This window comes from Nocardioides daeguensis (assembly GCF_019192965.1).
GTDB lineage: Bacteria > Actinomycetota > Actinomycetes > Propionibacteriales > Nocardioidaceae > Nocardioides > Nocardioides daeguensis.
The window spans coordinates 164,534-189,770 of the sequence record NZ_JAHTKU010000022.1 but is presented as its reverse complement, the minus strand read 5'-3'; the positions used below and the strand labels follow the sequence as shown (position 1 = coordinate 189,770).

The window sequence follows — 25,237 nt, the reverse complement described above, 5'->3', positions numbered from 1 at the left end:
GTCATCGAAGACAGGTCGGATCGTGTGAGAAGGTTTCACTTACGAGGTGCCCCTTTGGGTAGGTCAGATGCTGACGTCGCAATCAACATCGTCCCTGCTCAAGGGGCATTTCTCGTTCTACGCCACGCTCACCTGACCAGCCGCCCGTGGTGGATCAGGGCTGACCCGGAGACGCCGAACGGGCCGCAATCCGTCAGGAGAGCGGCCCGTTCGGCGTTGTCGTCGAAGTGCGTCAGGCCTTCTTGGCCGGGGCCTTCTTGGCCGGGGCCTTCTTGGCCGGGGCCTTCTTGGCAGCCGGAGCAGCCTTCTTGGCGGCCGGAGCCTTCTTGGCCGGCGCCTTCTTGGCAGCCGGAGCAGCCTTCTTGGCGGCCGGAGCCTTCTTGGCCGGAGCCTTCTTGGCAGCCGGAGCCTTCTTGGCCGGAGCCGCCTTCTTCACGGTGGCGGCGGCCTTCTTGGCAGGAGCAGCGGCCTTCTTGGCGGCCGTGGTTGCGGCCTTCTTGGCCGGAGCAGCGGCCTTCTTCGCCGGAGCAGCGGCCTTCTTGGCCGGCTTCGGCAGCGGCGCGAGCTTCTTCGCGCCGGAGACGACGTTCTTGAGGTCAGCACCGGCGCTGAACTTCGGAACAGCCTTCTTCTTGGTCTTCACGCGCTCGCCGGTCTGCGGGTTGCGGACCCAGCGCGCGTTGCGGACGGCCTTCTCGAAGGAGCCGAAGCCGGTGATGGCGACCTTCTCGCCCTTCGCGACCTGCCGGGTGATCGTGTCGAGGACCGCGTCGAGAGCGTGGGCCGCGTCCTTGCGGCTTCCCTCGAAACGGTCGGCCAGCGCGTCGATCAACTGAGACTTGTTCACTACCTGTCCTTCCGAAACGCCGCGCTGGGCGTCCCTTGGGCTGTTGCGGCCGAGCCCTCGCCCAGCCGTCCTTTCATGGGAACGCTAGGCACTCGTCGGCACGCTCACAATCACCACGCCGAAGTTGGTGCCTCTTTTTTCGTGATTTCGGCGGTATTTCGGCCGTTTCGGCCCCTATTTCGCTCCCGAGAGCCACTTCGAGGCCTACTCGGCGAATGCGGGAATGACAACGGACCGACCCGCGAATGTCGCGAATCGGCCCGTTGTAGAAGGGTTTTCGGCCTCTTTCAGGCGTGCTGCGTGACCGGCTTCCAGCTCGGCCGCTTGCTCTCGTACGCCGCGATGTCGGCCTCGTGGCCCAGCGTGATGCCGATGTCGTCGAGCCCGTTGAGCAGGCGGTAGCGCGTGTAGTCGTCGATCTGGAAGGGCGCCACCAGGTCACCGCAGGTCACCGTGCGGGACTCGAGGTCCACGGTGATCTGCGTCGTCGGGTCGGCCTCGATCGCCGCCCACAGCTGCTCGATGACGTCCTGCTCGACCGGGACCGAGAGCAGCCCCGCCTTGCCGGAGTTGCCGCGGAAGATGTCGGCGAAGCGGCTCGAGAGCACGACCTTGAAGCCGTAGTCCATGAGCGCCCAGACCGCATGCTCGCGCGAGGATCCGGTGCCGAAGTCGGGACCGGCGACCAGGATCGAGACGCCCTGGTACTCGGGCTTGTTCGCCACGAACTCCGGGTCGTTGCGCCAGGCGGCGAACAGGCCGTCCTCGAAGCCGGTGCGCGTCACGCGCTTGAGGTAGACCGCCGGGATGATCTGGTCGGTGTCGACGTTGCTGCGGCGCAGCGGGAGCGCCGTACCGGTGTGGGAGGTGAACTTCTCCATGACTCTGACTCCTTCTCAGACCAGGTCGGCGGACAGGTCGGCCGGCGAGGCCAGCGTGCCCTTGACGGCGGTGGCGGCAGCGACGGGGACGGACACCAGGTGGGTACGTCCGCCCTTGCCCTGCCGGCCCTCGAAGTTGCGGTTGGACGTCGACGCCGAGCGCTCCTGCGGCTGCAAGGTGTCGGGGTTCATGCCCAGGCACATCGAGCATCCCGCGCCGCGCCACTCGGCGCCGGCCTCGATGAAGATCTTGTCGAGGCCCTCCTCCATGGCCTGGTTGCGCACGCGCACCGAGCCGGGGACGACGAGCAGACGGGTTCCCTCGGCGACCTTGTGGCCCTTGATGATGTCGGCGGCGAGACGCAGGTCCTCGATCCGTCCGTTGGTGCAGGAGCCGACGAAGACGGTGTCGACCTTGACCGAGCGCAGCGGCTGGCCGGCCTCGAGGCCCATGTACTCCAGGGCCTTCTCGGCGGCGAGCTTGTCGGACGGGTCCTCGAAGTCGTCCGGCGAGGGGACGTTGGCACCGAGAGGCGCGCCCTGACCGGGGTTCGTGCCCCACGTGACGAACGGCGTGACGTCGGCCGCGTCGATCACGATCTCCTTGTCGAAGGTCGCGTCGGCGTCGGTGACCAGCGTCCTCCAGTGCGCGACGGCCGCGTCCCACTCCGCACCCTTGGGCGCCTCGGCCTTGCCCTCGATGTAGGCGAAGGTGGTCTCGTCCGGCGCGATCATGCCGGCCTTGGCGCCCCACTCGATGGACATGTTGCACACCGTCATCCGGCCCTCCATCGACAGCGCCTCGATGGCCGCTCCGCGGTACTCGACGATGTAGCCCTGCCCGCCGCCGGTGCCGGTCTGCGCGATCAGGTAGAGGATGAGGTCCTTGGCGGTGACCCCCTCGGCCAGGCTGCCGTTGACGGTCACGGCCATGGTCTTCGGCTTGGCCTGCGGCAGGGTCTGGGTGGCGAGCACGTGCTCGACCTCCGAGGTACCGATGCCGAACGCGATCGCGCCGAAGGCGCCGTGGGTGCTGGTGTGCGAGTCGCCGCACACGATCGTCATGCCGGGCTGGGTGAGGCCCAGCTGCGGGCCGACGACGTGGACGATGCCCTGCTCGACGTCACCGAGCGGGTGCAGCCGGACGCCGAACTCCTCGGCGTTCTTGCGCAGCGTGTCGACCTGCGTCTTGCTGACCGGGTCGGCGATCGGCTTGTCCCAGTCGAGCGTCGGGACGTTGTGGTCCTCGGTCGCCAGGGTCAGGTCGGGACGGCGCACCTTGCGACCGGCCAGGCGCAGGCCGTCGAAGGCCTGCGGGCTGGTGACCTCGTGGATGAGGTGGAGGTCGATGTAGAGGAGATCCGGCTCCCCCGGGGTCGAACGGACGACGTGCTCGTCCCACACCTTCTCCGCCAGGGTCTTGCCCATGACTCGCTCCTCCTCGTTCGGGTCGTCGACGGCACCTCTGCCGTCCACCGTGATGAAGCGTACTCTTGCATCCCAGGATCCGAGACGGCAGTATTGCCATATGGACAACTCGAGCGGCGTCGGAGTTCTCGACAAGGCGGCCCTGGTGCTCACCGCACTGGAGTCCGGCCCGGCCACCCTGGCCGGCCTGGTGGCGGGCACGGGCCTGGCCCGACCGACGGCCCACCGGCTGGCGGTCGCGCTCGAGCACCACCGTCTCGTGGCACGCGACATGCAGGGCCGCTTCGTGCTCGGCCCGCGCCTCGCGGAGCTCTCCGCCGCCGCCGGCGAGGACCGGCTGCTCGCGACCGCCGGCCCCGTCCTCGCGCGGCTGCGCGACATCACCGGCGAGTCCGCCCAGCTGTGGCGCCGCCAGGGAGACCACCGCGTCTGCGTCGCCGCCGCCGAGCGGCCCTCCGGCCTGCGCGACACCATCCCGATCGGCTCCCAGCTGACCATGCGCGCCGGCTCCGCCGCGCAGGTGCTGCTCGCCTGGGACGACCCGGAGCGGATCCACCGCGGCCTGCAGAACTCCGCGTTCTCCGCCGCCGAGCTGTCCGCGATCCGCCGCCGCGGCTGGGCACAGTCGGTCGGCGAGCGCGAGCAGGGCGTCGCCTCGGTGTCCGCTCCCGTCCGCTCCCCCGGCGGCAAGGTGATCGCCGCGGTCTCCGTCTCCGGCCCGCTCGAGCGCCTCTCCCGCCAGCCGGGACGGATGCACGCACCGGCCGTGCTCGCGGCCGCCGAGCGGCTCTCCGAGTCGCTGCGGCGAGCTGCCGCGGAGTAGCGACTCTCGGTTCTGAGAGCGCTCCTTCCTCGCGCTCTCAGAACAGCGCGTCCTCGTCCCGCTCCAGCTCGAGCAGGACCTGCTTGCGCTCCAGCCCGCCGGCGTAGCCGGTGAGCGTGCCGTTGGCGCCGATCACCCGGTGGCACGGGATGACGATCGGGATCGGGTTGGCGCCGTTCGCCGTGCCGACGGCCCGGGAGGCCGCGTTGGTCTTGCCGAGGCGGGCGGCGATCTCGCCGTAGGAGGCGGTCTCGCCGTACCCGATGCCGAGCAGCTGGGCCCACACCGAGCGCTGCCACGCACTGCCGGCCGGGGCGAGCGGGAGGTCGAACTCGGTGCGGTCGCCGGAGAAGTACTCGGCGAGCTGGCGCGCCGCGACGACCAGCACGGGGTTGTCGGCAGCCTCCGCGCCGAGCGGGCGCGCGCCGTCGCGGAACGGCGAGAACTCGATCGCGGTGATCGCGCCGTCCTGCTCGACGAGCCGCAGCGGCCCGATGGGCGATTCGATGACGGTCCACATGGCAGTGCTCATCCTTCCAGCGAGGTCCACAGGTGGAGGAGGGCGTACGAGCGCCAGGGCGCCCATCCCTCCGGGGTGATGTCGGGGGTGACGTCGATGTCGAGGTGGCGGGCGAGCGCGTTGCGCACGCCGACGTCGGTCGGCAGCCACACGTCGGGGTGACCCAGGGCGCGGAGCGCGATGTAGTCGGCCGTCCACGGGCCGATGCCGGGCAGCGCGAGCAGAGTGCGTCGTACGTCGCCGCGGTCGGGGCCCCGGTCGAGCACCACCTCGCCCGCGGCGATCGCGGCGCACAGGCCGACGAGCGCACGCCCGCGCGCACGCGGCATCCGGAACTCCTCGGGCGCGAGCGCCGCGACCGCCGCCGCGTCGGGGAACAGGTGGGTCAGGCCGGGGACACCGGTCTCGACGGGACGCCCGTGGGCGGCGACGAGCCGGGCCGCGGCGGTGCGGGCCGCGACGACGGTGACCTGCTGGCCGAGCACCGCGCGCACCGCGACCTCGGTGCCGTCGACGTGTCCCGGCACCCGGAGCCCCGGCCGGGCGGCGACCAGCGGGGCGAGCAGCGGATCGGCGGACAGGTGGTCGTCGACGGCCACCGGGTCCGCGTCCGCGTCGAGCAGTGCGCGCATCCGCGCCAGCGCGGCCGTGGTGTCGCGCAGGTCGTCGAGGACCAGCCGCAGCGGCAGGTACGACGAGCCGACCTCGTCGAGGTCCGCGAGCTCGACGCGCGCGACACCCGGACCGTGCGGCAGGTCGAGGGTCCGTGCGTAGGAGCCGCTCCCGTCGTCGCGCACCTCGGCGACCTCGATGCCGGGCACGGCCCGGTCGGCGAGGAAGCGGAGCAACGCGGAGCCCCGGAACGGCGTACGTACGGCGATCCGCAGGTCGATCGCGCCGGCGACCTGTCCCTTCCCACCGGCAGGGGCCTTCCGGCCACGCAGGTGGCTCGGCGTGGCGTCGTACACCTCGAGCATCGTGTCGTTGAACTGCCGCACGCTCGAGAAGCCGGCGGCGAACGCGACGTCGGCCAGGCTCAGGGTCGTGCTCTCGACGAGCGCGCGGGCGGTCTGGGCACGCTGGGTGCGGGCCAGCGCCAGCGGACCCGCGCCCAGCTCGCTGGTCAGCAGCCGCGACAGGTGGCGCGAGGTGTAGCCGAGCCTGGTGGCCAGGCCCTCGACGCCCTCGCGGTCGACGACGCCGTCGCAGATCAGCCGCATCGCCCGGCCGGCGACAGTGGCGGCGACGTTCCAGTCCGGGCTGCCGGGCGTCGCGTCCGGCAGGCAGCGCTTGCAGGCGCGGTAGCCGGCGGCCTGCGCGGCAGCGGCGGTGCGGTGGAAGGACACGTTGCGGGACGCGGGGGTGCGGGCCGGGCACGACGGGCGGCAGTAGATGCCGGTCGACCGCACGGCCGTGTAGAAGACGCCGTCGAACCGGCGGTCGCGTGACCGCACGGCCGTGTAGCAGCGCTCGAAGTCGAGCTGCTCCGGCGTGGTCACTGTGCTCTCCATGTCGTCCATCCTGCCGCCCCCCGCCGACAGTCTCTCGCGGAAATCGGACATGACGGTGACCGGCGGTGGCGCCGGTCTGCCACGCTGCTCCCATGGCGGACTCACCGATCCATCCCCTCGACCTGCTGATCAGGTCCCAGCAGATCGCCCTCAAGCTGACCACCGACGTCCTCAAGGGCGTGCGTGACACGGCGGTCACCGGTGTCACCCAGCCCGACGAGCTCGCCCGCCAGGTCGGCGACCTCGCGGGCGCCGTCGCCGGCATGGCCGGCGCGGTCACGAGCCTCGCGAGCTCGACCGCGCAGCCGCTGCAGGACTTCATCGTCCGGCAGCGCGAGCTCGCGGACACCGTGCACACCCTCGCCGAGGCCCAGGCCGAGCTCGCCGGCGTCGTCGCCAACCTCGCCGAGCGGCACGCCGAGGCCGTCGCCGCGTTGGAGAAGCTCACCGCGCCGGTGTTCGCGATCGTCGGCACCGAGCCGACACCGCCGAAGACACGGGCCGCGAAGAAGACCGCCACAGCGAAGGCGGCCGCGCGCGGCGAGTGACACCACACGTGCGGTCGGCCGACCGCACGAGGTCACCAGAAAACTGGGATGGAACACGCCCGCCGGACAGCTGAGACTCGGGCAACGTGCACACGTATCTCCGGGCAGTCGCGCGCGCCGCCGCCCTGCTGATCCTCCTCGGCGTCATCACCGTCCTCGACCTCTCATCCGCCCACGCCACGACCCAGGGCACACCGGGCAAGATCGTGTTCAGCACGGCCAACGACGGCATGATCAAGAGCTGGGACCCGGGCACGCTGGCGATCACTCCGTTGACCGGCGACCTGCGCTGCCCCGGCACCGGAACGCCGCAGCAGGCCAACTGCATCGGCGCCGACGGCACCACCAGCCCGCATCCCTCCTGGTCGCCGGACGGCACGAAGATCGCCTTCAGCAAGTGGACGCCCGACGGCACCGACGTGAACGGGCGCCCGCGCTTCCACAGCGTCATCTACGTGATGAACACCGACGGCTCCGGCGCCTACCAGGTGATCGCGCCGCCCGCGACCACGCGCAGCCAGTGCCACGACGACCCCGAGCTGCCCTGCGACGGCGCCGGGTTCAGCGACTTCGGACCGTCGTGGTCGCCGGACGGCACCCAGCTGGCGTTCATCCGCACCGCGAACATCGGCCGCGACCGGGACGACGCGCGCAAGGGCAGCCAGGTGTGGACCGTGAGCCGCCTCGGCGGCGGCGCCACCCAGCTCACCCACGCCTCCCTGACCGAGGACGTCGTGGGCAACATGTTCGAGGACGACCCTCGTCCGCCCGGCTACCACAGCGTCGCGTGGGCACCGGCCGGCGACAAGCTCGCGGCGTACCGCGTCGAGGAATTCGGCGGGCCGTACCGTCTCGACCGGGTCACGACCGGTGGCGGCACCAGCACGCTGTACGCCGGCGAGGTCAGCGACTACGACTGGTCGCCCGACGCCAAGCGGGTCGTGTACGTCGCGCAGGACAGCGAGTCCGTGACCGTCATCGAGCCCGACGGCTCGCGCAGCGACGGCGGCCTGGCCCAGACGGGCGCGGTCCGCTTCGGGCCGGACAACAACGGGCCGGTCTCCTTCCACTGCGTCAGCCAGACCGACTGCGGCTACTTCGAGCACCTGCTCCCCGACCCCGGCAGCAACCTGCGCGTCGACGACCCCGACCGCAAGATCGGCATCGTGCCGGTGACCCCGACCGACAACCCGGGCCGCGTGCCGTGGGACATCCAGGCCCAGGACGTCCCCATCCTGTTCCTGCCGGGCTTCCTGGGTTCGGAGATCACCTGCGGCAGTGACGTCCTGTGGCCGCCGAGCGCGTGGCCCGGCACCAACGGCGACAACCTGCGCAAGATGCAGCTCGGCGGCGGGGACGGGTCCTGCCCGGGCGCCGGGCCGACCGGCAACGCGCTCGGCAAGGTCCTCGGCTCGGACATCTACGACGGCGTCCAGCGCTGGCTGGCGCAGGCCGCGCCCGGCGGCGACCAGCCCAACAGCGCGGTGTTCGGCTGGGACTGGCGCAAGCGCCCCGAGGACTCCATGGCCCGCCTCGACGCCGCGGTGCAGCAGGCGCTCGCCGCCGACCTGCCCTCGCGTCAGGGCGTCAACCGGGTCACCTTCTTCGCGCACTCCTACGGCGGCCTCCTGGCTCGCTGGTACGCCAAGGACCCCGACCGCGCCGCCAAGATCGCGCGTGTGCTGACCGCCGGCACGCCCTGGTGGGGGTCGCCCAAGGTCGCGCTGCCGCTGGCCTTCGGCATCGAGAGTCCGATGAACGAGGCCGGCATGGACCTGGTGCTCCCCAACGACGCGCTCCAGGCGCTGGCCCGCAGCATCCCGGGCCTCTACGAGCTCTTCCCGAGCGACAGCTTCGGCACCTGGCTCTCGGTCAACGGCCGCTTCCAGAACCAGGACGGCGTGAACGCCACCACGCTCGCCCTCGGCGCCCGGGCGGGGCTGTTCACCCAGGCCCGCGACGACCACGCGAAGGTCTTCGACGGATTCTTCACCAACGGTGGGCGCATCGACATGCAGGCCCTCGTCGGCAGCGGGCTGCCCAGCTTCGGGGCCGTCGACCTGGGCGAGAAGTCGACGGCGGTGTCGTGGACCAACGGCGACGGCACGGTCCCCTTGCGCAGCGCGATGCAGGGCACCGACATCGACCACCCGCTCGGCGACCGGGTCCACGTCCAGGCTGTCTGCGCGGTCGACCACGTGAGCCTGCCGAACTCCCCGGTGGTGCTGACGGCGTACCGCGACTTCCTCCTGTTCGGCCGCACACCGCGGAAGACCCCGGGCACCTGCCCGAGCCGTGGCGCGGAGATCAGCGTCTTCAACTACCACGTCGCCCTCCCCCAGGGACCTGCTCCCACCGCCCGGGCGGCACTCGCCGCGGGTCCGCTCGACCTCGCGACCGCCTACCAGCAGCGGCACGTCGACCTGATGGACCTGCCGGACCGGACGACGGTGGTCAGCCGCGAGTCCGACCCGGTGGTGCTCACGTTCGAGGGTCAGGACCTGCGGTTCGGCTACGCACCCATCGACGGTGACACCCGCGGCACGCCCCTGCAGTACGGCCCGGTCACCGGCACGGTGGAGATCACCCCGGGCGAGGGTGGCCGCGGTCCGGTCGTGACGGTCGACGGCGTCCCGGTCCAGCCGACCACCACGGGCGACCCCGGCGACCCCGGCGACCCGGGGACCCCCGGCAAGCCCGGCGCCGGACCCGCGAGCGCCCAGGCGGAGGTCCTGCACAGCTCCCTGGTCCGCGGCCGGCTCAAGCTCGTCGCCCGGGTGAACCCCGCAGCGAACGGCACCACCGTCGCGGTCGAGGTCGCGGTCGGCAGCAAGCGCCTGCGGCTGACGCCGACCGTCTCCGGCGGCCAGGTCGTCGTCCGCACCGCCCTGCCGAAGAAGCTCGCCCACGCCAAGAACGCCGCCGTGACCCTGAGCGTCCCCGGCTCCGACCGGGTCCGACCGGCGACGGTGCGGGTCCTCGCCGCCTCGCGGCCGCCGCGGCTCCGGGTCCGGGCGCTCACCCGGGCCGGTGACCGCGTCACCATCGCCGGCAAGGTCGCGACGACGGCACGGGGCGTCGTCACGGTGGCCGTGACCTGGACCAGCGGGAACGAGTCCGGTACCTGGACCGGACGGGCCCGGATCCGCAACGGCCGCTGGTCGCTCGTCGGCACGCTTCCGGCCGCCGCCCGTACCGGCGGCGAGGTCAGCATCGGGTACGCCGGCTCGGCGAAGGCCCAGCTCGGCGGCGCGCTCCTGGTCCGCCCGCTGCCGGCGTCCTGAGCCCGGTACGGCGGGCGCTCGGGCCCGCCGTACCGAACGGCCAGCGGCGCGGACAGGCGACTGGCAGAATTGCGGGGGTGCCCCGCCCGTCCGCCGCTCGCACGCTCGAGCGCATCACCCGGCTGGCGGACGCGGCCCTGCCGTGGGAGGAGCTCGCCGAGGAGGTCCTCGAGGTGCTCGCGCAGGCACTGCCCTTCGACGCGGCCACCGTGGCGCCCTTCGACCCCACCACGGGCCTGATCACGGGTTCGGTGAAGCGGGACGTCCCTGCGGACAGCTACGCCCGCTTCGCCCACTTCGAGTACGTCGCCCCGGATCCCCACGCGTTCTCCCGGCTGGCGCGGCGGCGCCGTCCGATCGGCGTCCTCGTCGACGACCTCGACGGCGACCCTGCCCGGGCCGAGAGGTACCGCGACTTCTACCTGCCGGACCTCGCGATCGGTCACGAGCTCCGGATCGCCGCCCGTGAGCGCAGCCTCCTGTGGGCCGGGGTGAGCCTGCTGCGGGCCGTCGACTCGCGCGGCTTCGACGCCGACGAGGCCGCCCTGGCCGACCGGCTGGTGGCGCCCCTCGTCCGCGGGTTCCGCGGCGGCGGCATCCGCACGGTGCACGCGGCTCCGGTCACCCGGGTCGCGCCCCTGGTGCTCGTCGTCGACTCCCACAACACGGTGACGGCGGCGACCGGCGACCGCAGCGGGTGGTTCGCCCAGCTCGACCCGACCGGCACCCGCCCCCTGCCCGTCCCGGTCGTCAGCGCGGTCGTGCGTGCCCGGCGCCGTCGCGGGGAGCCGACCGAGATCACCGTCCCGACGTCCAGCTACGGCTGGGTGAGTGTCAGCGCGGCGGCCCTGCAGCCCACCGGCGCTGCGGAGGCGGTCGGTGACGTCGTGGTGACGCTGCGGCACGCGGACCCGTCCGCGTCCTCGGCGCTCGTGATGGCGGCGCTCGACCTCACCCGGCGCGAGGCGCAGATCGTCGACCGGGTGCTCCTCGGCCGCTCCACCGCCGAGATCGCCGCCACGCTCCACCTCTCGCCGTACACGGTGCAGGACCACCTGAAGGCGGTCTTCGCCAAGGCGGGCGTGCGCAGCCGGCGCCAGCTCGTCGCGTTGCTGCGCGACTGACGCCCGCGCCTGCGCGGTCGGCGGAAAAACCAGTCGGGGGGGGGGGGGGGGGGGCGGGCCCCCCCCGGGGCCCCCCCCCCCAGCCCACCCCCCCCCGCCCCCCCGCCCCGGCGGGGCGGCCGAAAAACCCCGCGGGCCCCGGCCCTGGGCCCGGGCCCCGATGCTGTACCCCCGACCGGATTCGAACCGGCGCTACCTACGTGAGAGGCAGGCGTGCTAGGCCGCTACACAACGGGGGCATCCGTTGTTCCGGATCTCTCCGTGACAACGTCGTGAACTCTAGCGATTTCCTGCCTGACCGGACAAATCCTGACGGAGTGACCTGTCTCTCGCGAGAGCCTCGCTGGGATACTAGGACTCGAACCTAGAACGACTGAACCAGAATCAGCTGTGTTGCCAATTACACCATATCCCAATGGTTAGGTCCCCCGGCCGAGGCCGGCGAACCGGTGACCCACACTACCGGTCGGCCGGCTCTGCCTCCAAAATGGCCCCGCCCTCCGGCGTCTCGGTGCGGTTCTGCACCCCGAGCCGGCGGGCCGCCCCGACGGCCAGCAGCAGGTAGCCGACGGACTGCACGACGGTCACCGGGATCGACCACCAGCTCCCTCCGGTCGGGTTCAGCGCCTCGGTCATGTCGCTGAACGCCAGGGCCATGCCGAACGCCACGAAGTTGTTGACGACGTGCATCGCGATGCCGGCCTCGAGGCCGCCGGTGAGGATCACCAGCAGCCCGGCAACCACGCCGAACGCGAACCGGTCGAAGAAGACCGGCGCGTCCTGGCCCAGGCCGTGGGCGAGCGCGAACAGCAACGCCGGTACGACGACCGAGACCGCCGCGCCCACCCGGGCCCCGGCGCGGGCGGTCAGGCCGCCGAACGCCTGCGCGAGGTACCCACGGAACACGTACTCCTCCCCCGCCGCCTGCAGCGGGGTCAGCAGCACGATCACCAGCACGAAGTCGCGCACGGTCGAGGTCCACGGGTTCAGCCCGGCGCTGGTGTCGAGCGACCCGGAGCCCTGGTCCGGCAGCAGCGCCGAGACGACCAGGGTCAGCCCGAGCGCCACGACGGCGAGGCCGAGGCAGGCCGCGAACCAGCGCCAGCGCAGGGTGCCGGCCACCGAGGTCACCCAGCCGGGCGTCTGCCCGTGCAGCAGCCGGGCGACCACCCACACCGCGGGGATCGCCGCCGCCCAACCCAGGTTGACCAGGGCCAGGAACGACGGCGTGGCGGGGTCGCCCGACAGCTTGTCGACCGCCTCGCCACCCGAGTCGCCTCCGACGACGAGCACCAAGGTGACCACGAGGCTCAGCACGAGCTGTCCGGCGAAGAAGATCACCAGCAGCAGCGGGATCCCGGCGACCGGGCGCCAGGCCCCCGCCGGGCCGCGCCGCTGGAGCTCGTCGTACCTCAGTCCGGCTGGGTCACCCGAGGGCACGCTGCAACCGCCCGAGGCTGCGGTCGCGGCCGAGGAGCTCCATCGACTCGAACAGAGGCGGCGAGATCCGGCGGCCGGTGACCGCCACGCGGACCGGGCCGAACGCGTTGCGCGGCTTGAGGCCGAGGCCGTCCACGAGCGCGGTCTGCAGGGCGCCCTGGATGGCCTCGGTCGACCAGGTCGGCAGCGCCGCGAGCGCGTCGTACGACGCCTGCAGGACGGGGGCGCCGGCCTCCCCGAGCTGCTTGGCGGCGTCCTCGGGATCGACCTCGAAGGCGTCCTCGGCGACGAACAGGAAGCCGAGCATGCTGCTGGCCTCGGCGAGCTTGTTGATCCGCTCGCCGACCAGCGGCATCGCGAGCTCGAGCAGCTGGGCGTCGGCATCGGTCACCGGGTCGCTCACGACACCGTCGCGCTTGAGGAACGGCAGCACCCGGTGGGTTATCTCCTCGATCGACAGCAGCCGCATGTGGGCGGTGTTGATGGCGTCGCACTTCTTGAGGTCGAAGCGCGCCGGGTTGGCGACGACGTCGGCGATGTCGAACGCCTCGACCATCTCCTCGAGGCTGAAGATGTCGCGGTCGGCCGCGATCGCCCAGCCCAGCAGGGCGAGGTAGTTGAGCAGGCCCTCGGGGAGGTAGCCCTGGTCGCGGTAGGCCAGCGCGTGCGCCTCGGGGTCGCGCTTGGAGAGCTTCTTGTTGCCCTCGCCCATGACGTAGGGCAGGTGGCCGAACTCCGGCGTCGCCTTGGCGATGCCGACCTCCTTGAGCGCCTCGTAGAGGGCGATCTGGCGCGGCGTCGACGACAGCAGGTCCTCGCCGCGGAGCACGTGGGTGATCTCCATCAGCGCGTCGTCGACCGGGTTGACCAGCGTGTACAGCGGGTCGCCGTTGGCCCGGCACAGCGCGAAGTCCGGAACGAACTCGGTCTCGAAGCTCACCTCGCCGCGGACCAGGTCGTGCCAGGTGATCGAGCCGTCGGGCATCCGGAAGCGCACGACCGGCTTGCGGCCCTCGGACACGAACGCGTCGACCTGCTCCTGGGTCAGCTCGCGGCAGAAGCCGTCGTACCCCTGCACCTTGGAGCCGGCGGCCTTGCGGCGCGCGGCGGCCTCGTCGTTGGTGCAGTAGCAGTCGTAGGTGAAGCTGCTCTCCTTGAGCCGCGCCAGCGCGTCGGCGTACAGGTCGCTGCGCTCGCTCTGTCGGTACGGCGCGAACGGGCCACCCACGCCCGGGCCCTCGTCCCAGTCGAGGCCGAGCCAGCGCATCAGGTCGAGGATCGCGTCGAGCGACTCGTCGGTGCTGCGCTCCTTGTCGGTGTCCTCGATGCGGAAGACGAAGGTGCCGCCGTGGTGGCGCGCGAAGGCCCAGTTGAACAGTGCCGTGCGGATCATGCCGACGTGGGGGCTGCCGGTAGGCGAGGGGGCCATCCGGACGCGGACCGGACCGTTGGGGCTGCTCATGCTCGTGCTTCCACCTTGTTCGTGAGGGTTCCGAGGCCTTCGATCGAGATCTCCACCTCGTCGCCGACCTGCAGGGGGCCGACACCCTCGGGGGTGCCGGTGAGGATGACGTCGCCGGGCAGCAGCGTCATCACGCTGGAGACGTGCGCGACCAGCGCGGGCACGTCGAAGACCATGTCGGCCGTCGTACCGTCCTGGACGACGTCGCCGTTGACGAACGTCTGGAGGCGCCGGCCCTGGTTGAAGTCATGGGGGTCGAGGTCGGTCTCGATCCACGGCCCGAGCGGGCAGAAGGTGTCGAAGCCCTTGGCGCGGGTGAACTGGCCGTCGGAGCGCTGCAGGTCGCGAGCCGTCACGTCGTTGGCGATCGTGTAGCCGTGGATGACGTCGGTGGCCTGCTCGGCCGGCACGTCACGGCAGATCCGGCCGATGACGACCGCGAGCTCGCCCTCGTAGTGCAGGTCCTGGGTCTGGCGCGGGCAGAGGATCGCGTCGTCGGGGCCGATGACGCTGGTGTTCGGCTTGAGGAACATCAGCGGCTCGGCGGGCACGTCGTTGCCGAGCTCGGCCGCGTGGGCGGCGTAGTTGCGGCCGATGCCGACCACCTTGCTGCGCGGCAGGACCGGCGCCAGCAGGCGCACCTCCTCGAGCCGGTACTCCTTCTCGAGCAGCTTGATCCCCTGGTAGAGCGGGTCACCGACGAGGCCGACGATCACCGCGTCGTCACCCGGCTGCCCGTACTCGTCGAGGTCGCCGGTCAGGATGCCGTAGGACGGCTCCTCGCCTGTCGTGAATCTGACGATGCGCACTCGGCGAGCCTATCGACCTACGCTTGCTGGTCGTGAATGCGGAGGAAGGGCGTCGGCGAGCGGCCGACCACGCCGCGCGCATCGACCGCTACGTCGCCCCGCACCTCGCCCGGCGCGAGGCCGCGGTGAAGCACCCGGTCTTCGACTTCCTCTTCACCTACTACTCCTACCGCCCCGCCCAGCTGCGCCGCTGGCACCCGGGCTTCGGCGTCGTCGCGCCGCCCGGATCGGGCCTCGAGGGGGTCAAGGGCTACGAGGTCGTCGCCGAGGGTGGGGCGACGGTCGCGCCGTCGTACGTCGCCTCGCAGCGTCCGCTCGTCGAGTCGATCCACCGCCTGCTCACCGCGACCGCCGGCCGCGCCGCGCACTTCGGCTGCTTCGGCCTCCACGAGTGGGCCATGGTCTACCGCCTCGCCGAGGACCAGACCCGGCACGCCGACTGGCCGCTGCGCCTCGGCCCCACCGGCACCGACGAGGTCGTCGAGGGCCACCGCATCGCCTGCTCCCACTTCGACGCCTACCGCTTCTTCACTCCCCCCGCCCGCCCGCTGAACACGCTGACCCCCGGCCGCGACGATCGCCCCGCGTTCGAGCAGCCCGGCTGCCTGCACGCCGGCATGGACCTCTACAAGCACGCCTTCCGGCTCTCACCGATGATCTGCTCCGACCTCGTCGCCGACTGCTTCGAGCTCGCCTGGGACATCCGGACCCTCGACATGCGCGCGGCGCCGTACGACCTCGAGGACCTGGGGTTCGAGCCGGTGCGGATCGAGACCGCCGAGGGCAAGGCGGCGTACGTCGAGGCGCAGCGCGGGTTCGCCGAGCGGGCCAGGCCGATCCGAGCAGCGCTGACCGCTGAGTGCGAACGCCTCTTGGGCATGTCCCGGAGCATCTAGCATCGCGCCATGACCCACCACCGCCGCGGCCTCGCCGACCGTCTCGGCATCCACCGCCGCGATGGACGGCTGGTGCTCGGCCGGACGCCGTACATCTCGGAGGAGGACTGGAAGCGTATCGAGGCTCCCGGGCCGGTCCTTCGCGTTCTCCAGGGGCTCGGCCTGGCGTATCGGCCCGACCACACGCGTCACCGCGGTCCCTTCGGCATCTTCGGTCGGACCACCGACTGAGTGGGATCACGGGGCGCGCAGCCGCCGCCTCCTGGCGCGAGCCCCATGCGAATTGGCCGCGATTTTCGCCGATCTGCAGCCAACCCGCATGGGGTGCGGTCGATCAGCGCGCTTCTCCCACACCTACTGCCCGCGCGCAGCGCCGACGTCGTGGAGGTCACCGAGGCCAACGACCGGTTCCTGGACCGGATGACCGGCCTCCTCGACAACTCCGTGTTCAACGCCGGCAGTTGCGCCACCGCCCGGAGCTACTACTTCAACCAGCACGGGGAGGCGGTGCTGCTGCGCCCGACGTCGACGTCGAGCGCAGCACGCGCGGCCACCCGCTTCCCGCTGGACGACTACACGTTCACCGGCGTAAGAGCCTCGGCCTCCGCCTCGGCGTCCTGACGGCCCATCGCCCGGTGCCGGGTCTCCGGCATGAGCAGCACGCAGATCACGCTGCCGAGGGCGAAGGCGGCGAGCATCCAGCCGATCGCCGAGGTGTTGCCGGCCTCCGCGAAGTCGGAGGCGAGGTACGGCGCCGTGCCGCCGCCGATCACGCCGGCGAGGTTGTAGGCCATGCCGGCGCCGGTGTAGCGGTACTCGGTGCGGAACATCTCGGGCAGCATCGCGCCGGCCGGACCGTACGAGGCCGCGAAGATCGCGAGCGTGCCGAACAGGCCGATCGCGAACGACGCGGTCGTGCCGTGGTTCAGGATCGGGAACAGGGCGAAGCCCCACGGGACGGCGACGAGGCACGAGCCGAGGACGACCTTCCTCCGGCCGATCCGGTCGCTGAAGACGGCGGAGGCCAGCGTGATGCCGCCGAACACGAACGCCGCGGCGACGCCGATCGTGAGCACGGTCGCGCGAGACAGCCCGATCGCCGTGGTGCCGTACGACGTCAGGAAGGCCGTGCCGACGTAGAAGAACGCGAACAGCATGGCCAGCGAGCCACCACCGAGGAGGATCTCCTTCCACTGGTTGCGCAGCGCCGACGCGAGCGGGCCCTGGGTCGAGGCGCGGGTGCGGGCGTTCTCCTGGAACATCGGGGTCTCCTCGACCTTCAGCCGCACGTAGAGGCCGACGGCCACGAGCAGCGCGCTCGCGATGAACGGGACCCGCCATCCCCAGTCGAGGAAGGCCGGGCTGGCGTCGCCGACCACGCGGTTGACGAGGAGGAACGTGCCGCTGGACAGCGCGAACGCGAGCGCGGGGCCCATCTGCGGGAACGCGCCGTACAGGCCGCGCTTGTGGGCCGGGGCGTACTCCGCGGCCAGCAGTGTCGCGCCCGCCCACTCGCCGCCCACCGCCAGGCCCTGCAGGAAGCGCAGCGCCACGAGCAGGACCGGAGCGGTGACGCCGATCGTCGCCGCACCGGGCAGCAGGCCGATCGCGACGGTGGCCGCGCCCATGAGCAGCAGCGTGCTGATCAGGGTCTTCTTGCGCCCGAGCCGGTCACCGAAGTGCCCGAACCCGATCGCGCCCAGCGGCCGGGCGATGAACGCCACCGCGAAGGTCGCGAAGGACGCCACGCTCGCAGCGGAGTCCCCCAGCGCCGGGAAGAACACCGTCGGGAACACCAGCGCCGCGGCGGTCCCGTAGATGAAGAAGTCGTAGAACTCGATGGTCGTGCCCGCGCAGCTGGCGAAGGCGACCCGACGCATCGGGGTCGGTCGTTCGGACATGGGAATCCACTCCTCGGGTTTCGGTCGATCGCCGGGAGTGTGAGGCGGGCCACATCCGCGCCGAACCCCTCGAAGGAGGTACTACCCCCCCAAAGAGGGTGCTGCCGTTGCCGCCTGTGACCGCAGTCACCTACCGTGGTCACATGTCACTCGACCTCGTCCAGGAGGCCCCGCACGACGGGGGCCGGCTGCTGCGCACGCTCGCGGCCTTCCGGGCCACGGGGCACAGCGACATGGCGTTCGGCGGCCCGGTCATCGACAACGGCACCGCCCTCGACATCACCGGCCTGCACAGCGCCCACACCCGCTCCCTGCAGGGCCTGCGAGTGCGCTCCGGCTACGGCCTCGGCGGCAAGGCCCTGCTCATGGGCCGCCCCGTGTCGGTCACCAACTACCACGACGCCCGCGGCATCACCCACCAGTACGACGGCCCGGTTCGCGCCGAGCAGCTCGAGACCGTGACCGCGCTGCCGATCGTCGTCGACCGGGCCCCGCGGATGGTCATCTACCTCGGCCACCGCGCCCAGGTCGTCCTCGGCGACGTCTGGTACGACGCCTTCCTCCCGCTCGTGCGTCGCCTCGAGCGCGAGATCGCCGTCGACGACGAGGTCCGCCGCCGGGTCGGCGCCCTGCGCGGTCTCAGCCAGCCGGCCGCCCCGGCCGCCCCGCCCGAGGTGCAGCTGACCCGCGCCGACCTGCGCGACATCTCCGAGGAGCTCGCCGACCTCGCCTCGCTCGTGCAGGACGAGACGTTGCGCGCCCGCCTCGAGGAGGTGCGCGATCGTGTGGAACACGGCCACTCCCCCGCGGCGCCGACCTCCCGTCGTACCGCCGCGGCGGTGCCGACCGGGCTCGCCGCGCGCGAGATCGACGTCCTCACCCAGGTCGCGCTCGGACAGAGCAACCGTGAGGTGGCCGCCTCGCTCGGGCTCGTCGAGAGCACCGTGAAGTCGTACCTCAAGAACGCGATGCGCAAGCTGCACGCCACCAACCGGGTTCACGCCGTCCGGCTGGCGCGGGAGGCCGGCGTCATCGACTAGGCACGTCGCGAACTGTCGCCGTCTCCCAGCGTGGTTGGGTGGCCCGTGACCTACCGTCGGCCCGTGCCCGCCCGGCCATCCCGAGTCCGGCGAGGAGCGAGCGGTTCCTTCTGGAGCAACACCCCGCCGGGACGATCACCCTCACGATCACAGCCTTCTCGCGCCCTGCCTCACGTCTCGCGGTTCTCGGCGGTCCCTTCACGCGAATGGTGCAGCAGGGGATGACCTCGCGCTACCTGCGCGCGCTGGACCGCCTCTGACGACCTCCCCGCCTGCCGCGCTGCACCCAGCCCGGAACCTGCTCCTCCGAAACCCTTGACTCGAACATGTGTTCGACTAGACTGAGCGCATGTCTTCTCTCGGGGCGCTCGACCAGGCCACAGCCGTGGCCGAGCGTGCCGCGGAGCTGGCCGGTGAGGACTGGGACGTGCTCGCCGGTCCGGACGCGGTGGCGGGCGTGGAGGCGATCACCGCCGCCCGTTCGTTTCTCGATGCCGCCCTGTTGCGAGCGATTGCCCGTGTTGAGGCCACCGACGCGGTGCGTGGCCTGGGGTGGGCGACGGTCAAGGACTTCTTGACCCACCTCACCGGTGGCCACAAGGGCGCCGGTGGCGGGCTGGTCCGGGCGGTCGAGCAGCTGCGGGACCTGCCCGAGGTCCAGGCCGCGCTCGAGACTGGTCGGGTCACCCTGCCCCAGGCCCGCGCGATCGCGTCCAAGGTGCACACGTTGCCGCGGGTGCCGCAGTTCCGGACCGCGGTCGCCGGCGCGATGCTGGACCTGGTCGACACCCACGGTCACGACGCCTCCGACCTGCAGACCGCGTTCAGCGACGTGGTGCGCGAGCTCGACCCCGACGGCGCGGTCGTCGACGCCGAGAAGGAGAAGGCGAAGGCCGAACGCGCTGCGCACCACGCCCGGCACCTGTCCTTCGCCGAGGACGGGCACGGCGGGGTGCGCCTCAAGGGCTACGGCACCGTCGAAGACGCGGAGAGGATCAAGGCCACCCTGCACCCCCTCGCGGCTCCGGTCGCCACCGAACCCGGTGCCTGTGGCGGGGTGAGCCGCCGGCCGGGTGAGGCGATGTTCGACGAGAACGGTGTCGCCACCAGCGCACCCTGTCTGACCCCGGAGTGTGGGCATGATGGCCGCGACCCGCGGCAGGCCGGGGCCCGGTTGTGGGACGCGCTGGTCGATGCGTGTGACCGGCTCGCCGCCACCGACGAGCTTCCTCGTGACCACGGGTCGAAGCCGCGGGTGGTGGTCCTCATCGACCAGGACAGCTTGAAGCAGCAGGTGATCGATGCCGGTCTGGCCCGCACCGGGCACACCCCGACCGGTGCCCGGTTCTCCGCGAGTGCGGTACGACGGCTGGCGTGTGATGCCGAGATCATCCCGAGCGTCCTCGGTGCCGAAGGCCAAGTTCTCGACGTGGGCCGGGCCCAACGTCTGGTGACCGCCGCGATCTGGATGGCGTTGGTCGTCCGGGACCGGCACTGTGCCTTCCCGGGCTGTACCCGGATGCCGTTGGCCTGCGATGCCCACCACGTCGTCCATTGGGCCGACGGCGGCGCCACCAGCCTCGACAACCTCGTCATGCTCTGCCGTCACCACCACGTCCTGGTCCACCAGACGCCGTGGGCCGTCCACATCGACCCCGACACCCGACAACCCGTCTGGACCCCACCACCCAGACACACCCTCGACAGCCTCCGCGGGAGAGCGACCTACCGACCCGCCCGACCACGCGCCGCCTGAGCCGGTGCGCCGCGACCGGTCCCGTCCTAGGATTCGGCGGAGAGGAGGCCGCGATGGCGGATCCAGTGGGTGACCTCATCGGCGACTACCAGGCGTTCGCGGCGAGGCAGCAGCAGCGGTTGCTCGACCGGGGCATCGACATCGGTGCGTACGCACTCAGCCACCTGGCTGTTCGCGTCGCGGAGTGGGACGACTACGTCCGCGTGCGAGGCCAGCTCGAACGCCACGCCGTGATCAACAGCGAGAACGTCTGGAACGGCCGGCCCATCTCGTTGATCGTCCTCGCGGATCCCTTGGAGGTCCTCGACGGCAAGACCGTTCCCCTCCTCGAGCTCATCCCGCCCGTGCACCAGCGCGTCTACAAGATGGGGTTGGAGCACCTCGGGATCGTGGTCGGGGACTCGTTCGACCGGTTCGTCGAGGTCCACAAGCCGGTGCTGACGGGACAGCAGTTCCAGGGCCCCCACAGCAACCCGGACCCGGTCTACATCCTGTTCGAGGACTTCACCCACGTGAAGTTCTATCGGCGCTCCCTCAGAGCCTCCGTCGAGGCGGACGCCGGAAGCTTCAAGGAAGGCTTCCACCACGTCGAGGGCTGGGTGCCGCAGCGGCTCGCGACGGCGACCGGCCCGAACCCACTGCCGCGCTGAGCCCCACGCGAACTCGGCCAGGGCACGGATCATCCGGGAGTCGGATCAGCCGCCCATCGCGTTCGGGTTGCGCCACTGCCGCTCGAACGGCAGCCGCCAGGCGTAGGGCGCGATCAGCTGATGGATCTGGTTGGGGCCCCAGCTGCCCTGCCGGTAGGGCCGCACGACGGGAGGGTTCTCGAGCAGCGGCTCGGAGACCTCCCAGAGCCGCTCGATGCCCTCCGCGGAGGTGAACAGGGTCTGGTCGCCGCGCGCGGCGTCGTAGATCAGCCGCTCGTAGGCCTCGAGGACCGAGCCGGCCCAGGTGGTGTCGGTCATCGCGAACTGCATCGACAGCTTGTCGAGCCTCATGCCCGGCCCGGGCCGCTTGCCGTAGAACGACAGCGACATCTTGGCCTTGTCGGCGAGGTCGAAGGTCAGGTGGTCGGGGCCGTGGTCGCCGACGCCCGAGTTCGTCGGGAACATCGAGCGCGGCGGCTCCTTGAACGCGATCGAGATGATCCGCGCGCCCTCGGCCAGCCGCTTGCCGGTGCGCAGGTAGAACGGCACGCCCGCCCAGCGCCAGTTGTCGATGAAGCACTTGAGGGCGATGAAGGTCTCGGTCTCCGACTCGGGCGCCACGCCCTCGATGTCGCGGTAGCCCTGGTACTGCCCGCGCACGACGTTGGCCGGGTCGATCGGCATCATAGAGCGGAAGACCTTGTTCTTCTCCTCGTTGATGGCGTCGGGGTGCAGCGAGGTCGGCGGCTCCATCGCGGTGAACGCGAGCACCTGGAACAGGTGGGTGACCACCATGTCCTTGTAGGCGCCGGTGGACTCGTAGAAGTTGGCACGCTGCTCGAGCCCGAGCTCCTCGGGTACGTCGATCTGCACGTGGTCGATGTTGTTGCGGTGCCAGATCGGCTCGAAGAGGCCGTTGGCGAATCGGAAGGCGAGGATGTTCTGGGCGGCCTCCTTCCCGAGGAAGTGGTCGATCCGGTAGATCTGCGACTCCGCGAAGGTCTGGTGCAGCTCGGCGTTGAGCGCCTTCGCCGAGGCGAGGTCGACGCCGAAGGGCTTCTCCATGATGATCCGGCTGCCCTCGGCAAGGTCGGCGTCGTCGAGGGTCCTGACCACCGACAGCGCGGCCTTCGGCGGGACGCTCAGGTAGTGCAGCCGCACCCGGTCGCCCGACCACTCCGCCTCGGCCTTCTCGACCGCGGCCCGCAGCCCCGCCGGGCCCTCGCTGCCCGGCGCCCAGTGCAACAGCCTGGAGAACTCCGGCCAGGCCGCCATGTCGCCGTCGTCGCCGGAGAACTCCTGGACGGCCTCGTGCACGAACTGCACGAACGACTCGGTGGTGTGCTCGTCGAGCGAGGTGCCGATGATCTGCAGCTGGGGCAGCAGCCCGGTCTCGAACAGGTGGAGCATCCCGGGCAGCAGCTTGCGGCGGGCCAGGTCGCCCGTTGCACCGAAGAGCACGACCGTCACGGGCTTCTGGGTCTTCGCTGCCATGTCGTCCACAGTGCCTCCCTGGTGTTTCCGGCACGTCAAGTCTGCCGTATCGCGCGCAGCGCGGGCGAAGCCTCCGGCGCGTCGGGAACCCAGCCGCCGGGCCAGGCCTCGTCGCTGTGTCAGGGACGACTCGGCGTCCGCCGCCACCCATCGAGGAGACTCCCATGTCCTCACGCACGTTCACGGCCCGCGTGGCCGTTGCCGCGGCCCTCCTGCCGCTGGTCGCGGGTTGTTCCGACGACGAGAACGCCAAGGCGTCCGGGAGCGAGTCCTCCCCGAGCGCCAGCGAGCAGGCGAGCCTGCTGCCGAACGGCGTCCAGGCGCTGCCCGGGCCCGGTGAGGACTCGTCCCTCGGCGCGGGGCGGTACCACGTCCCGCTCGACGAGGCGCTGGCCTACGACGTCGACCTCCCCGCCGGGAGCGAGGGAGACAGCGGGGGCCTGTACCTGATGACCCCGGACTTCATCCTCAAGTCCGAGATCGCCACCGAGCGGTACGGCGTGGCGAGCGACCCGTGCCTCGGCGACGGCATCACGCCCGTCGGACCGCGCGTGGCCGACCTCGTGAAGGCGATCCGGCACCAGCCCGGGCTGAAGGTGAGCCGGCCGCAGCCCGCGACGCTCGGCGGCGCCACGGGCACGCACCTGCGGGTCCGGATCGATCCGGCCTACGACGTCTCGTCGTGCCGTGACCGCCAGGTGAACCTGCCCGGCATCGAGGGCACCAACAACAACGTCACCCCTGCCTACGTCGGCGAGTAGTGGATCCTCGACACCGGCGGCCGCCGGGTCGTCCTCCAGGGGATGTGCGACCCGTGCGCGGCGGACGTGTCCGATCGCGTTCGCGAGGTCGTCGAGACCGTCACCTTCACACCGGCGTCCTGACGCGGGACCGTGGTCGCAGATGACGGAGGTGCTCATGGACGGCAGGCGGGAGGCGGACGACCTCGACGTGCTGTACGCCGCGTGCTACCGCCGCCTCGTCGTCCAGATGTACGCGATCTGCGGGGTGATGGCCGACGCCGAGGACGCCGTCCAGGAAGCCTTCATCACGGCGATCCGCAAACGCCGCACCCTCGCGAGAGTGCAGAATCCGGAGGCCTGGGTCCGGACCGTCGCGCTGCACCGGCTGCACCACGGCTGGCGGCACGACGCGGTGGTCCGGCGGCACCAGGCCGCCGAGCGCCGACCGGAGCCGGCCTCCGACGTGGGGCCCGAGCACGTGGCGCTCGTGACGGCGCTGGGCCTCCTCGATGCCGACCAGCGCGAGGTCCTCGTGCTGCACCACCTCGCCGACCTCTCGGTCGCCGAGATCGCCACCGACCTCGGCCTGCCGGTCGGGACCGTGAAGTCACGCCTGGGCCGTGGCCGGGCCCGGTTGGGCGAGCTGCTGGCGGAGAGGGAGGAGCCGAGCCATGGCTGAGTGGAACTCGCTGCGCGAGGTCGGCGAGGACGTCTCGCCGCCGACCTTCGAATCGCTGGTGCGGACCGCCCGTTCCCGGGACCGTCGTACCCGGATCGCCGCCGTCACCGCGGCTCTCGCCCTCGTCGTCGGCGCGGGTGTCGGGATCGGCCTCCGCACCCGCGAGCAGGCCGGCCCTCCGCAGCCGGTGCACGACCCGGCACCCGTCGTGGAGCTCCCGGACGGCGTGCGGGCCCTGCCGGCGTACCGGGACGGCGAGGAGCCGCGCGCCCTCGAGGCAGGCCGCTACCGCGTCCCGATCAGCGACACCCTCGCCATCGACGTCGACCTCCCGTCCGGCAGCCAGGCCGAGGCCGGCGGCCGCTACATCCAGACGACGAACGCCCTGCTGAAGACCGAGATCGCCACCGACTGGTACGGCGTGGCCGAGGACCCGTGCCACGGCGACGGCATCACGCCCGTCGGGCCGAGCGTCGAGGAGCTCGTCGAGGCGATCCGCAACCAGCCCGGCCTGCAGGTCGGCGTGCCCGAGCCCGTCACGGTCGGCGGTGCCGAGGGCCAGTACCTGATGGTGCGGATCGCTCCCGGCTTCGACGCCTCCGGCTGCCGCGACGGGCAAGTGAACCTGCCCGGCATCGAGGGCACCAACAACAACGTCACGCCCACCTACGTCGGCGAGTGGTGGATCCTCGACGCGGGTGGCCAGCGGGTGGTCCTGCAGAGCATGTGCGACCCGTGTGCGGGCGACCCTCCCCGCAGCGCCAGGAGGATCGTCGGGTCCATCACGTTCGGGCAGTGAGCCGGTGGCGCAGGCCGTCGAGCAGCAGACCCAGGCCGAGGGCGAAGTCGGCGTCGGCCTCGTCCTCGTGGGAGAGCACGTAGCGCAGCAGGGTGCGGGCGCCGACCCGGGCCAGGTCGCTGTCGGCTCCGGCACGCTCCAGCGCCTCCCGCAGCGGGCGCTCCAGCGGCTCGGCGTCGGCGCGGTTGACCTGGGCGATGAGGACGGCGCCGTCGCGGTGGCGGCGCATCGCGTCGCGCAGGCCCAGGCAGAGCAGCTGCACCTCGGCGTCCCAGGCCATGATCTCGGCGGGCCGCCGGCCGCGGCGCAGGATCTCGTCGGCGATCGCCGCGAGCAGTGCGTCCTTGTTGGTGAAGTGGTGGTAGAGCGCGCCGGGTTGCACCCCGAGGTCGCCGGCGAGGCGGCGCATCGACAGCGCGTCGAGGCCGTGCGCGTCGAGCACCTCGATCGCCCGCGCGACCACGTCGTCCCTGCGGTACCGCACCCCGCACCTCCTCGTCCCGTCTGGTCCCGTCGTCCGCGCCGCGTTGACCCGGGCGCAGGACCCAGCCTAACCTGAACACCGTTCAACTGGCGCCGCCGCGCTTCCCCGGAACCGAGAG

At 71.7% G+C, this 25,237-nt stretch carries 25 protein-coding genes and 2 tRNA genes; 14 read left to right on the top strand and 13 right to left on the bottom strand.

What is annotated here, in order from left to right; all coding sequences use genetic code 11:
- Positions 1-232: 232 nt before the first annotated feature.
- The 3 genes from KU893_RS18995 to leuC all read right to left on the bottom strand — a co-directional run bounded on the left by KU893_RS18995 (position 233) and on the right by leuC (position 3,156).
- Positions 233-847, bottom strand: coding sequence for an HU family DNA-binding protein (locus tag KU893_RS18995; RefSeq protein WP_218235947.1), 615 nt, complete (start codon positions 845-847; stop codon positions 233-235).
- A 287-nt stretch (positions 848-1,134) separates the two neighbouring features.
- Positions 1,135-1,728 (bottom strand): 3-isopropylmalate dehydratase small subunit, encoded by a 594-nt coding sequence (leuD, locus tag KU893_RS18990; RefSeq protein ID WP_218235946.1) that lies wholly within the window; start codon positions 1,726-1,728, stop codon positions 1,135-1,137.
- Between the two features lie 15 nt (positions 1,729-1,743).
- Positions 1,744-3,156, bottom strand: a complete 1,413-nt coding sequence (leuC, locus tag KU893_RS18985) for a 3-isopropylmalate dehydratase large subunit (RefSeq protein WP_218235945.1) — start codon at positions 3,154-3,156, stop codon at positions 1,744-1,746.
- Positions 3,157-3,256: 100 nt separating this feature from the next.
- On the opposite strand from leuC, the gene KU893_RS18980 reads away from it, so the two are divergent.
- Positions 3,257-3,979 carry an IclR family transcriptional regulator gene (locus KU893_RS18980; protein ID WP_139622247.1) on the top strand — a complete coding sequence of 241 codons (723 nt, stop codon included), beginning with the start codon at positions 3,257-3,259 and terminating at the stop codon, positions 3,977-3,979.
- A gap of 37 nt (positions 3,980-4,016) precedes the next feature.
- Here the strand turns inward: KU893_RS18980 and KU893_RS18975 are convergent, their stop codons facing one another.
- Both KU893_RS18975 and KU893_RS18970 read right to left on the bottom strand, forming a co-directional pair.
- Positions 4,017-4,511, bottom strand: coding sequence for a methylated-DNA--[protein]-cysteine S-methyltransferase (locus KU893_RS18975; RefSeq protein WP_306811710.1), 495 nt, complete (start codon positions 4,509-4,511; stop codon positions 4,017-4,019).
- Positions 4,508-6,010 (bottom strand): DNA-3-methyladenine glycosylase 2 family protein, encoded by a 1,503-nt coding sequence (locus KU893_RS18970; RefSeq protein ID WP_218235944.1) that lies wholly within the window; start codon positions 6,008-6,010, stop codon positions 4,508-4,510. The genes KU893_RS18975 and KU893_RS18970 overlap by 4 nt, the downstream gene beginning before the upstream one ends.
- Positions 6,011-6,102: 92 nt before the next feature.
- On the opposite strand from KU893_RS18970, the gene KU893_RS18965 reads away from it, so the two are divergent.
- From KU893_RS18965 to KU893_RS23715, 3 genes are all read left to right on the top strand, one after another.
- Positions 6,103-6,558 (top strand): hypothetical protein, encoded by a 456-nt coding sequence (locus KU893_RS18965; RefSeq protein ID WP_218235943.1) that lies wholly within the window; start codon positions 6,103-6,105, stop codon positions 6,556-6,558.
- Between the two features lie 86 nt (positions 6,559-6,644).
- Entirely contained in the window at positions 6,645-9,842 is a 3,198-nt protein-coding gene (locus tag KU893_RS23720) for a lipase/acyltransferase domain-containing protein (RefSeq protein WP_218235942.1), read from the top strand.
- Positions 9,843-9,919: 77 nt separating this feature from the next.
- Positions 9,920-10,966 carry a response regulator transcription factor gene (locus tag KU893_RS23715; RefSeq protein ID WP_218235941.1) on the top strand — a complete coding sequence of 349 codons (1,047 nt, stop codon included), beginning with the start codon at positions 9,920-9,922 and terminating at the stop codon, positions 10,964-10,966.
- Positions 10,967-11,132: 166 nt separating this feature from the next.
- Here the strand turns inward: KU893_RS23715 and KU893_RS18950 are convergent.
- From KU893_RS18950 to KU893_RS18930, 5 genes are all read right to left on the bottom strand, one after another.
- Positions 11,133-11,205 (bottom strand) — tRNA-Glu (locus KU893_RS18950).
- A 104-nt stretch (positions 11,206-11,309) separates the two neighbouring features.
- Positions 11,310-11,381: transfer RNA gene (locus tag KU893_RS18945), tRNA-Gln, on the bottom strand.
- A gap of 44 nt (positions 11,382-11,425) precedes the next feature.
- A complete protein-coding gene (locus KU893_RS18940) occupies positions 11,426-12,406 on the bottom strand; it encodes a CPBP family intramembrane glutamic endopeptidase (RefSeq protein WP_218235940.1) in 981 nt (326 codons plus the stop codon).
- Positions 12,393-13,868, bottom strand: coding sequence for a glutamate--tRNA ligase (gene gltX, locus KU893_RS18935; RefSeq protein WP_218235939.1), 1,476 nt, complete (start codon positions 13,866-13,868; stop codon positions 12,393-12,395). The genes KU893_RS18940 and gltX overlap by 14 nt, the downstream gene beginning before the upstream one ends.
- Positions 13,865-14,677, bottom strand: a complete 813-nt coding sequence (locus tag KU893_RS18930; protein WP_218235938.1) for a fumarylacetoacetate hydrolase family protein — start codon at positions 14,675-14,677, stop codon at positions 13,865-13,867. Before KU893_RS18930 ends, gltX begins: the two co-directional genes overlap by 4 nt.
- Positions 14,678-14,709: 32 nt before the next feature.
- On the opposite strand from KU893_RS18930, the gene KU893_RS18925 reads away from it, so the two are divergent.
- The 3 genes from KU893_RS18925 (at position 14,710) to KU893_RS18915 (ending at position 16,194) form a co-directional block, all read left to right on the top strand.
- On the top strand, positions 14,710-15,573 hold the full coding sequence (locus KU893_RS18925; RefSeq protein ID WP_246592867.1) for a 3-methyladenine DNA glycosylase: 864 nt from the start codon (positions 14,710-14,712) through the stop codon (positions 15,571-15,573).
- Between the two features lie 9 nt (positions 15,574-15,582).
- Positions 15,583-15,804, top strand: a complete 222-nt coding sequence (locus tag KU893_RS18920) for a hypothetical protein (protein WP_218235936.1) — start codon at positions 15,583-15,585, stop codon at positions 15,802-15,804.
- Between the two features lie 93 nt (positions 15,805-15,897).
- Positions 15,898-16,194, top strand: coding sequence for a hypothetical protein (locus tag KU893_RS18915; RefSeq protein ID WP_218235935.1), 297 nt, complete (start codon positions 15,898-15,900; stop codon positions 16,192-16,194).
- On the opposite strand, the gene KU893_RS18910 is transcribed toward KU893_RS18915, so the two are convergent.
- On the bottom strand, positions 16,146-17,474 hold the full coding sequence (locus tag KU893_RS18910; RefSeq protein ID WP_218235934.1) for an MFS transporter: 1,329 nt from the start codon (positions 17,472-17,474) through the stop codon (positions 16,146-16,148). The two genes, KU893_RS18915 and KU893_RS18910, sit on opposite strands and share 49 nt — an antisense overlap.
- Before the next feature lie 143 nt (positions 17,475-17,617).
- Between KU893_RS18910 and KU893_RS18905 the strand changes: the two genes are divergently transcribed.
- From KU893_RS18905 to KU893_RS18890, 4 genes are all read left to right on the top strand, one after another.
- The gene (locus tag KU893_RS18905) at positions 17,618-18,514 is read left to right on the top strand and encodes a helix-turn-helix transcriptional regulator (protein ID WP_218235933.1); all 897 of its coding nucleotides are present in this window, start codon (positions 17,618-17,620) and stop codon (positions 18,512-18,514) included.
- A 38-nt stretch (positions 18,515-18,552) separates the two neighbouring features.
- A complete protein-coding gene (locus KU893_RS23835; RefSeq protein WP_218235932.1) occupies positions 18,553-18,774 on the top strand; it encodes a DUF1990 family protein in 222 nt (73 codons plus the stop codon).
- 89 nt (positions 18,775-18,863) lie between these two features.
- Positions 18,864-20,270: an HNH endonuclease signature motif containing protein gene (locus KU893_RS18895; RefSeq protein WP_218235931.1), complete on the top strand. Its 1,407-nt coding sequence runs from the start codon at positions 18,864-18,866 to the stop codon at positions 20,268-20,270.
- 53 nt (positions 20,271-20,323) lie between these two features.
- Positions 20,324-20,920, top strand: a complete 597-nt coding sequence (locus KU893_RS18890; protein ID WP_218235930.1) for a VOC family protein — start codon at positions 20,324-20,326, stop codon at positions 20,918-20,920.
- Between the two features lie 45 nt (positions 20,921-20,965).
- Here KU893_RS18890 and zwf read toward each other — a convergent pair whose 3' ends face one another.
- On the bottom strand, positions 20,966-22,414 hold the full coding sequence (zwf, locus tag KU893_RS18885) for a glucose-6-phosphate dehydrogenase (protein ID WP_218235929.1): 1,449 nt from the start codon (positions 22,412-22,414) through the stop codon (positions 20,966-20,968).
- 164 nt (positions 22,415-22,578) lie between these two features.
- On the opposite strand from zwf, the gene KU893_RS18880 reads away from it, so the two are divergent.
- The 3 genes from KU893_RS18880 (at position 22,579) to KU893_RS18870 (ending at position 24,635) form a co-directional block, all read left to right on the top strand.
- Entirely contained in the window at positions 22,579-23,175 is a 597-nt protein-coding gene (locus KU893_RS18880; RefSeq protein WP_218235928.1) for a hypothetical protein, read from the top strand.
- A 142-nt stretch (positions 23,176-23,317) separates the two neighbouring features.
- The gene (locus KU893_RS18875; RefSeq protein ID WP_246592866.1) at positions 23,318-23,836 is read left to right on the top strand and encodes an RNA polymerase sigma factor; all 519 of its coding nucleotides are present in this window, start codon (positions 23,318-23,320) and stop codon (positions 23,834-23,836) included.
- Positions 23,829-24,635 (top strand): hypothetical protein, encoded by an 807-nt coding sequence (locus KU893_RS18870; protein WP_218235927.1) that lies wholly within the window; start codon positions 23,829-23,831, stop codon positions 24,633-24,635. The genes KU893_RS18875 and KU893_RS18870 overlap by 8 nt, the downstream gene beginning before the upstream one ends.
- On the opposite strand, the gene KU893_RS18865 is transcribed toward KU893_RS18870, so the two are convergent.
- Positions 24,619-25,119 (bottom strand): TetR family transcriptional regulator, encoded by a 501-nt coding sequence (locus KU893_RS18865; protein ID WP_218235926.1) that lies wholly within the window; start codon positions 25,117-25,119, stop codon positions 24,619-24,621. The genes KU893_RS18870 and KU893_RS18865 overlap by 17 nt on opposite strands.
- Positions 25,120-25,237: the final 118 nt, after the last annotated feature.

Bases quoted from the DNA above. Each gene is read 5' to 3' on its own strand.
- KU893_RS18895 (WP_218235931.1), top strand. From the start codon at position 18,864: ATGTCTTCTCTCGGGGCGCTCGACCAGGCCACAGCCGTGGCCGAGCGT.
- leuC (WP_218235945.1), bottom strand. From the start codon at position 3,156: ATGGGCAAGACCCTGGCGGAGAAGGTGTGGGACGAGCACGTCGTCCGT.
- KU893_RS18975 (WP_306811710.1), bottom strand. From the start codon at position 4,511: ATGAGCACTGCCATGTGGACCGTCATCGAATCGCCCATCGGGCCGCTG.
- zwf (WP_218235929.1), bottom strand. From the start codon at position 22,414: ATGGCAGCGAAGACCCAGAAGCCCGTGACGGTCGTGCTCTTCGGTGCA.
- leuD (WP_218235946.1), bottom strand. From the start codon at position 1,728: ATGGAGAAGTTCACCTCCCACACCGGTACGGCGCTCCCGCTGCGCCGC.
- KU893_RS18920 (WP_218235936.1), top strand. From the start codon at position 15,583: ATGACCCACCACCGCCGCGGCCTCGCCGACCGTCTCGGCATCCACCGC.
- KU893_RS18870 (WP_218235927.1), top strand. From the start codon at position 23,829: ATGGCTGAGTGGAACTCGCTGCGCGAGGTCGGCGAGGACGTCTCGCCG.
- KU893_RS18875 (WP_246592866.1), top strand. From the start codon at position 23,318: ATGACGGAGGTGCTCATGGACGGCAGGCGGGAGGCGGACGACCTCGAC.
- KU893_RS18910 (WP_218235934.1), bottom strand. From the start codon at position 17,474: ATGTCCGAACGACCGACCCCGATGCGTCGGGTCGCCTTCGCCAGCTGC.
- KU893_RS18970 (WP_218235944.1), bottom strand. From the start codon at position 6,010: ATGGAGAGCACAGTGACCACGCCGGAGCAGCTCGACTTCGAGCGCTGC.
- gltX (WP_218235939.1), bottom strand. From the start codon at position 13,868: ATGAGCAGCCCCAACGGTCCGGTCCGCGTCCGGATGGCCCCCTCGCCT.
- KU893_RS18880 (WP_218235928.1), top strand. From the start codon at position 22,579: ATGTCCTCACGCACGTTCACGGCCCGCGTGGCCGTTGCCGCGGCCCTC.
- KU893_RS18965 (WP_218235943.1), top strand. From the start codon at position 6,103: ATGGCGGACTCACCGATCCATCCCCTCGACCTGCTGATCAGGTCCCAG.
- KU893_RS18890 (WP_218235930.1), top strand. From the start codon at position 20,324: ATGGCGGATCCAGTGGGTGACCTCATCGGCGACTACCAGGCGTTCGCG.
- KU893_RS18980 (WP_139622247.1), top strand. From the start codon at position 3,257: ATGGACAACTCGAGCGGCGTCGGAGTTCTCGACAAGGCGGCCCTGGTG.
- KU893_RS18905 (WP_218235933.1), top strand. From the start codon at position 17,618: ATGTCACTCGACCTCGTCCAGGAGGCCCCGCACGACGGGGGCCGGCTG.